Origin of the sequence: Microcystis sp. M49636_WE2 (assembly GCF_030065375.1) — a bacterium.
Classification (GTDB): domain Bacteria; phylum Cyanobacteriota; class Cyanobacteriia; order Cyanobacteriales; family Microcystaceae; genus Microcystis; species Microcystis aeruginosa_C.
The window spans coordinates 1-6,161 of record NZ_JASJFG010000802.1 but is presented as its reverse complement, the minus strand read 5'-3'; the positions used below and the strand labels follow the sequence as shown (position 1 = coordinate 6,161).

5 protein-coding genes and 1 pseudogene are annotated in these 6,161 nt (G+C 41.9%); 3 read left to right on the top strand and 3 right to left on the bottom strand.

Going from position 1 to position 6,161, the window contains the following annotated elements:
• Together PX484_RS18345 and PX484_RS18340 are read left to right on the top strand one after the other, a co-directional pair.
• A pseudogene (locus tag PX484_RS18345) lies at positions 1–721 on the top strand (ATP-binding protein); the annotation flags it as partial.
• Positions 722–1,019: 298 nt separating this feature from the next.
• Positions 1,020–2,585, top strand: coding sequence for a tetratricopeptide repeat protein (locus PX484_RS18340; protein ID WP_287767692.1), 1,566 nt, complete (start codon positions 1,020–1,022; stop codon positions 2,583–2,585).
• Between the two features lie 150 nt (positions 2,586–2,735).
• On the opposite strand, the gene PX484_RS18335 is transcribed toward PX484_RS18340, so the two are convergent.
• From PX484_RS18335 to PX484_RS18325, 3 genes are all read right to left on the bottom strand, one after another.
• The gene (locus tag PX484_RS18335) at positions 2,736–3,176 is read right to left on the bottom strand and encodes a DUF4164 family protein (protein ID WP_104397644.1); all 441 of its coding nucleotides are present in this window, start codon (positions 3,174–3,176) and stop codon (positions 2,736–2,738) included.
• A 397-nt stretch (positions 3,177–3,573) separates the two neighbouring features.
• A complete protein-coding gene (locus PX484_RS18330) occupies positions 3,574–4,164 on the bottom strand; it encodes a PAP/fibrillin family protein (RefSeq protein WP_002747500.1) in 591 nt (196 codons plus the stop codon).
• A 179-nt stretch (positions 4,165–4,343) separates the two neighbouring features.
• Entirely contained in the window at positions 4,344–4,907 is a 564-nt protein-coding gene (locus tag PX484_RS18325) for a bilin-binding protein (RefSeq protein ID WP_108935291.1), read from the bottom strand.
• 291 nt (positions 4,908–5,198) lie between these two features.
• Here PX484_RS18325 and rseP point away from each other — a divergent pair.
• Positions 5,199–6,161, top strand: a 963-nt coding sequence (rseP, locus tag PX484_RS18320) for an RIP metalloprotease RseP (RefSeq protein WP_288105027.1), incomplete at its 3' end; no start/stop codon positions are given.

Here is a 6,161-nt window from a genome sequence, read left to right as displayed (position 1 = left end):
TATAGCTAGTGAGATCGAGTCCCAAAGTCAGAAAAAAATCTTAGTAATTGTTGATGACATTGATAAAATTGACTTAGCACAGGTAAGGGATATTTTTCAATCCCATATTAAAGCGATTAAATTGCCCGGTTTTCGGATTATTATGACTATTCCGATCGCCGCTTTAAGAGAAGTAGCTTTAAAGGCAACTCTCGAAACAGAAATCAATAATCAGATCGTGAAAATGCCTGTATATAAACTCTTTAAACAGGGAGAAATTAATGCACCTAATGCTATACCCGATCCGCAAATTATTGCTACTTTAACCGAGATTATCACTAAGCGCATCGATTCCGCTTTAATCGATCCTGACACCCTCGAAAAAATTTGTCTTTATAGTGGGGGAGTGTTACGAGAATTAATTCGCATTACTAATGATTGCTGTCGGGTTTGTTTGCGATCGGTTCGTCGTTATCCCGATGATAATACCCTAAAAATTGATCAAGCTGTTCTAGAACAATCAATCACAGAACTTAGTCTCGATTTTGCTGAAAGTATCGGTACAGCAGATGAGGAAATTATTAAAACTGTTTATGAAAAGTTAAAACCGAAGGATCTCAAGGATCAAAATTTTCTAGATCTGTTGCATGGTTTATATATTTTGGAATACCGCAATGGCGATCTCTGGTATAACGTGCATCCGATTGTGGTTGAGTTAATGAAAAAAAGAGGAACAATTTGAATGGGATAAGTAAGTAGTTATAATTAAATTGAAGATGGATCCCCCCTTGATAAGGGGGGTGCGGATCACTCCTTGATCCCCCCTTGATAAGGGGGGTGCGGATCCCCCCTTGATCCCCCCTTGATAAGGGGGGTGCGGATCCCCCTTTGATCCCCCCTTGATAAGGGGGGTGCGGATCCCCCTTTGATCCCCCCTTGATAAGGGGGGTGCGGATCCCCCCTTGATCCGTAGGGTTGATTCATGAATCAACCCTACCTAATGGGGGTATCTGACAGTTTTTAACAGCTATCCACTTATTATGAATAATGAAACATCTTCAATTATTGACCAAAATGAAAGAGAATACGAAGGTTTAATCGTGTCTCTAGAGGCAAATCAAGAGAGATTAAATATATTGATTTGTGTGTGTGATCAGGAAAAATTGCGAGAAGAAATCATCGATCGCTATAGCAAAGAATTAGAACCAGTAATCCCTTGTTATCGGATTGATTTAGATCAAAAAGAACCGAGTTTAAGAGCAGCCATTGCTAGTTTAGTCTCCAGAAAACCAGAGTTACTACAAAGCAAAAACGCCGTGATCACAACCACAGGAGTGGAAAAATTACACTCGATCGAATGGCAACAGGAAAAATCGGAACTAGATAAATTTTTTGGTTATCTGCAATGGACAAGGGAAGGACTGCGAGAATTTCCCTATTCCATTGTTCTTTGGGTAACAAGCACAGTGGAGGTAAATTTACGCAAAAAGTCCCCCGATTTTTGGAGTTGGAGAAAAGGAGTTTTTCGCTTTATTTCTCCTCCAAGTAACTTTTTACCTTGTCAGGAAATTTTACCAATTTTACAATCTTTTGACGAAATTACTATAGATAAAGATATTCCTTTAATCTCTAGGGAAGACTTGTTAGAACTAATCGAGCAAATCGAGGTAAATAAAGGCAAAAAAGAGCCAAGACTAGCGAGTTTATATGCCAGTTTAGCTAAGATTTATACCCTTCGTTTATTAAATCTGCCATTGTCAGATTATCGTCAGGAACAACAGCTTGCGATCGAGTATTATCAAAAAGCGATCAATTTACAAAAAGAGTTAAATCTAGAACTTGATTTAGTTGCGAGTCTCGACTCATTGGCAGATATTTATTATTCCAGAGGAGAATACCAAAAAGCGATCAAAAGTTGTCAACAGTCCTTAGCAATCAAAGGAGAAATGGGTGATCGGGTGGGTGAAGCGAAATCCTACATAGGTTTAGGCAATCTTTACAGTTCCCTAAGAGAATACCAAAAAGCGATCGAGTTTTATCAACAGTCCTTAGCAATAAGTCGAGAAATCGAAGATCCGTCGAGAGAAGCGAATTCCTACAATAATTTAGGCACTGTTTACGATTCCCTAGGAGAATACCAAAAAGCGATCGAGTTTTATCAACAGTCCTTAGCAATCAAACGGGAAATCGGTGATCGGGGGGGTGAAGCGAATTCCTACAATAATTTAGGCGCTGTTTACTATTCCCTAGGAGAATACCAAAAAGCGATCAAGTTTCATCAACAGTCCTTAGCAATCACACGGGAAATCGATGATCGGGGGGGTGAAGCGAAATCCTACGGTAATTTAGGCAATGTTTACTATTCCCTAGGAGAATACCAAAAAGCGATCGAGTTTTATCAACAGTCCTTAGCAATAAGTCGAGAAATCGGTGATCGGGGGGGTGAAGCGAAATCTTGGTTTAATCTGGGGTTTACCTACTATAAACTCAAACGTATATCGGAAGCGAAAGAAGCATTTCTTCAGTCGCGGGAATTATTTCAAGCATTGGAGTTAGCAGCAAAGGTTCAAAAGTGCGATCAGGCAATTCGGAGATTAGAAACCTGAAAATATCCCTTAATCGTTGCTTTCTTTCTGGGGGTGGTTAAGTTTCCTTTAGTTGTAAATTGGTTAGACATCCCTTATTTTTAACCTGAGTTTGACATCTGCTAATTTCCCCTCATAACTACCCTAAAGTGAGAAATTATAGTAATATTTCTAAGGATTACCAGAAAAGAAAGAGCGCCACGCTGCCGTTCCGATCGCTCCTCCTAAAAGAATAATTAACGTCCAAACTTGATTTTTTTGGGTTCCTTCCACCTTTTCTAGTCTTCTATCCATCCCATCGACTTTCTCAGTTAGTTTTGCTTGTCCTACCTCTAGCTTAGTTAGCCGTTCGTCGATCTTATCAAATTTCTGGTTAAAATCCTTCTGTAGGCTGTCAAATTTCTGGTTAACATCTTGTTGCAAGGTGTCGATTTTTTGGTTAACTTCCTTCTGTAGGCTGTCAAATTTCTGGTTAACATCCTGTTGCAAGGTGTCGATTTTTTGGGTGACATCTCTTTGTAGGGTATCGATTTTTTGGTTAACCTCCTTGATGCTGTCTTTGATTTCCTTGAGTACAGATTCAAGACTATAAGTAACGGTTTCGTTAGACATTTTGGTAAAATTCCTGGGAGTAATGATAGTACAATAATTTGATTTTAATCCTAAATCTGGTTATTAGAAACTGATTACCTATTGCCTAGTATTTAGTCTTATGGTAATAAGTAGCTGGTTATAATTAAATTAAAAATGGATTTTAGGTTCGATCCCCCCTTAATCCCCCCTTGATAAGGGGGGTGCCGATCCCCCCTTAATCCCCCCTTGATAAGGGGGGTGCCGATCCCCCCTGCCCCCCTTGATAAGGGGGGTGCCGATCCCCCCTTAATCCCCCCTTGATAAGGGGGGTGCCGATCCCCCCTTAATCCCCCCTTGATAAGGGGGGTGCCGATCCCCCCTTAATCCCCCCCTGATAAGGGGGGATCTGACAACTTTTAACGCCTACCTACTTAAGTTAGGTTTTTTCCTTAGCGAGAATAAAGACGCTGCCCTCGCTGCCGCGGCCGATGCGGAGATCTTCATCGAGATAGGTGATATCGAGCCAACCTTTTTGTTCACGATTATTGAAGGAAAAATCGAGGGGAGGAAATTTTTTGCCACTTTCGATCGCGTCGATAAATTCTTGGGGAGAATGATAATTGAGAAAACGTTGCAGACCGAGGATCGAGCGCTCAAATTTGACCATGACCCGACGCTCGGATGTGGGTTCAAAGGTAGCGGCGACGATCACTGCTCCTTCTAACCAAGGTACGCCCGTAATTTCAGCAATATTGTAGAGTTTGGCCTTGTTCAGGTCAAGATATTGATAAATTTGCCCCAATTGAAAAAAAGGTAGGCGATCTAGTCCCAGAATGTCGCGGCTGCTGGTGAATAGTAAACGCCAATTGCCCCCTAATAGTTGTTTAACTTCGAGGGGATGAGGATGGGGATTGTGGTCCTCCAATTGTTCGATCGCCGCTAAAATCCGCACGCGGTCGCTTTCCGTGGCCAGGAGTCCGCGATTTCTACCAGCGATCAATTCTAGTAATTTCGCTTTGGCATCCATAGAATCTCCCTCATTTTATAAAGTACCTCGACCCGCCAGGCACTCGATCGAGGTTTTTGGTGGCCCTAAGAGGCCCATCCGCGCCGATGATTTCATGGGTTCAACGGAGTTTTAACCTCGGTGAGCGGCATTTTTAACTGTTGGCCTCACTATTTTAACACGGATTAAATGCCTCGGTTTTAAAACTTTTTCATAACCGCAATTAAGTGATCAAAATAGGGAGTAATTGCGGTTTTTTCTGAGTCGCTAAAATAATCTAAACTGTATTGTTTTAAGGCTTCTAACCCCGAAATCATCGCCCCTAATGGTACTTGCAATTCTTGGTAAAGAAGACGCATATTTTCCAATCCCTCGGCGCTGGTGTAGGGAATCTGCTGTCCGGCGACACCGTAGGTAATACAACGTAAAAAGTTCCAGAAATCACGCCAACAAGCTTCGGCACGGTGGGGTGGATGAAGATCGCCTCCGGGTTGAAAAATGGTGGGAAATTGGCTTAATAAAGCCTGACGAGCGTTATCGACGATACTATTAGCATTATCCCGCAGTTTTCGAGCTTGCTGACTAGAAACCAGTAAATCAGGCTCTAAATTGACGATAGTATCTAAATCACTATCATCGAGATAGCGAGTTTGATCATCCGCTTGTTGCCAAACAGCGATCGCTGCTTGCTGATAGGGCCAATTGGCGAAACTGATGATTCTCGCTTTTGGGATTAATTGCTGGGCGCGCTCACTCAAAGGCATCGATCGCTCTCCGTCGGGTCAAATTAGGCGGTTAAGATCACTTTTAGCATAAGTAGCTGGTTATAATTAAATTAAAAATGGATTTTAGGTTCGATCCCCCCTGAGTCCCCCCTTGATAAGGGGGGTGCCGATCCCCCCTTAGTCCCCCCTTGATAAGGGGGGCATCTGATAATTTTTAACGCCTACCTAATTAAATGATCGAAAAATTAGCGATAACTAGAGATTTTTTGCAATCTGCCCGGGAGGATCGCTTACAATTAACAAAAGCTAATTCATTATATTTTGATCATCATGTCAGTTTTAATAGCGATCGGTGTCCTTGCCCTATTAATTGTCGTTCACGAATTAGGTCATTTTGCCGCTGCTCGTTGGCAATCTATCCATGTTAATCGCTTTTCCATCGGTTTTGGTCCAGCTTTAGCTAAATATCAAGGTAAAGAAACAGAATACGCCCTCCGCGCCATTCCTTTAGGGGGTTACGTTGGTTTTCCCGATGACGATCCCGATAGTCAAATTCCTAATAACGATCCTGATTTATTACGCAATCGTCCTGTTTTCGATCGAGCTATCGTCATTAGTGCGGGAGTAATTGCTAATTTAATTTTTGCCTATTTTTTGCTTGTTACCCAAGTCGCTACGGTGGGTTTTCCCCAAATTAACTATCAAGAAGGGGTAATTATTCCAGAGGTTTTCACTGCTGAAAATTCCGTCGCTAAACAAGCGGGAATACAAGCGGGTGATATTGTTCTCGCTATCAATGATCAGCCCCTTGGTGCTTCTCAGAATGCCATTATTGACTTCCGTGACATTATTCAATCTTCCCCCGATCAACCCCTAAAATTAACCATCAAACGCCCCACAGAAACTCTCGATTTAATCGTTACTCCTGAATTGGGAAGTGATGGTCAGGGTAAAATTGGGGTGAGATTGGCTCCTAACGGTGAAGAAACTCGCCTGAAAGCCGATAATTTTGGTCAAGCTTTTAGCTTAGGTGCGGGTGAATTTCAACGATTAATTGTATTAACCGTGCAAGGTTTTGGGCAGTTAGTTAGTAACTTCAAAGACAGTGTTCAACAGGTAGCAGGACCGGTTAAAATTGTTGAATACGGAGCAGCAATCGCTCGTAATGATGCGGGTAATCTTTTTCAATTTGCCGCCCTAATTAGTATTAACTTAGCGGTGATTAATATTCTGCCTTTACCTGCTCTTGATGGTGGTCAGTTGGTATTTTTATTAATCGAGGCTTTAGTAGGT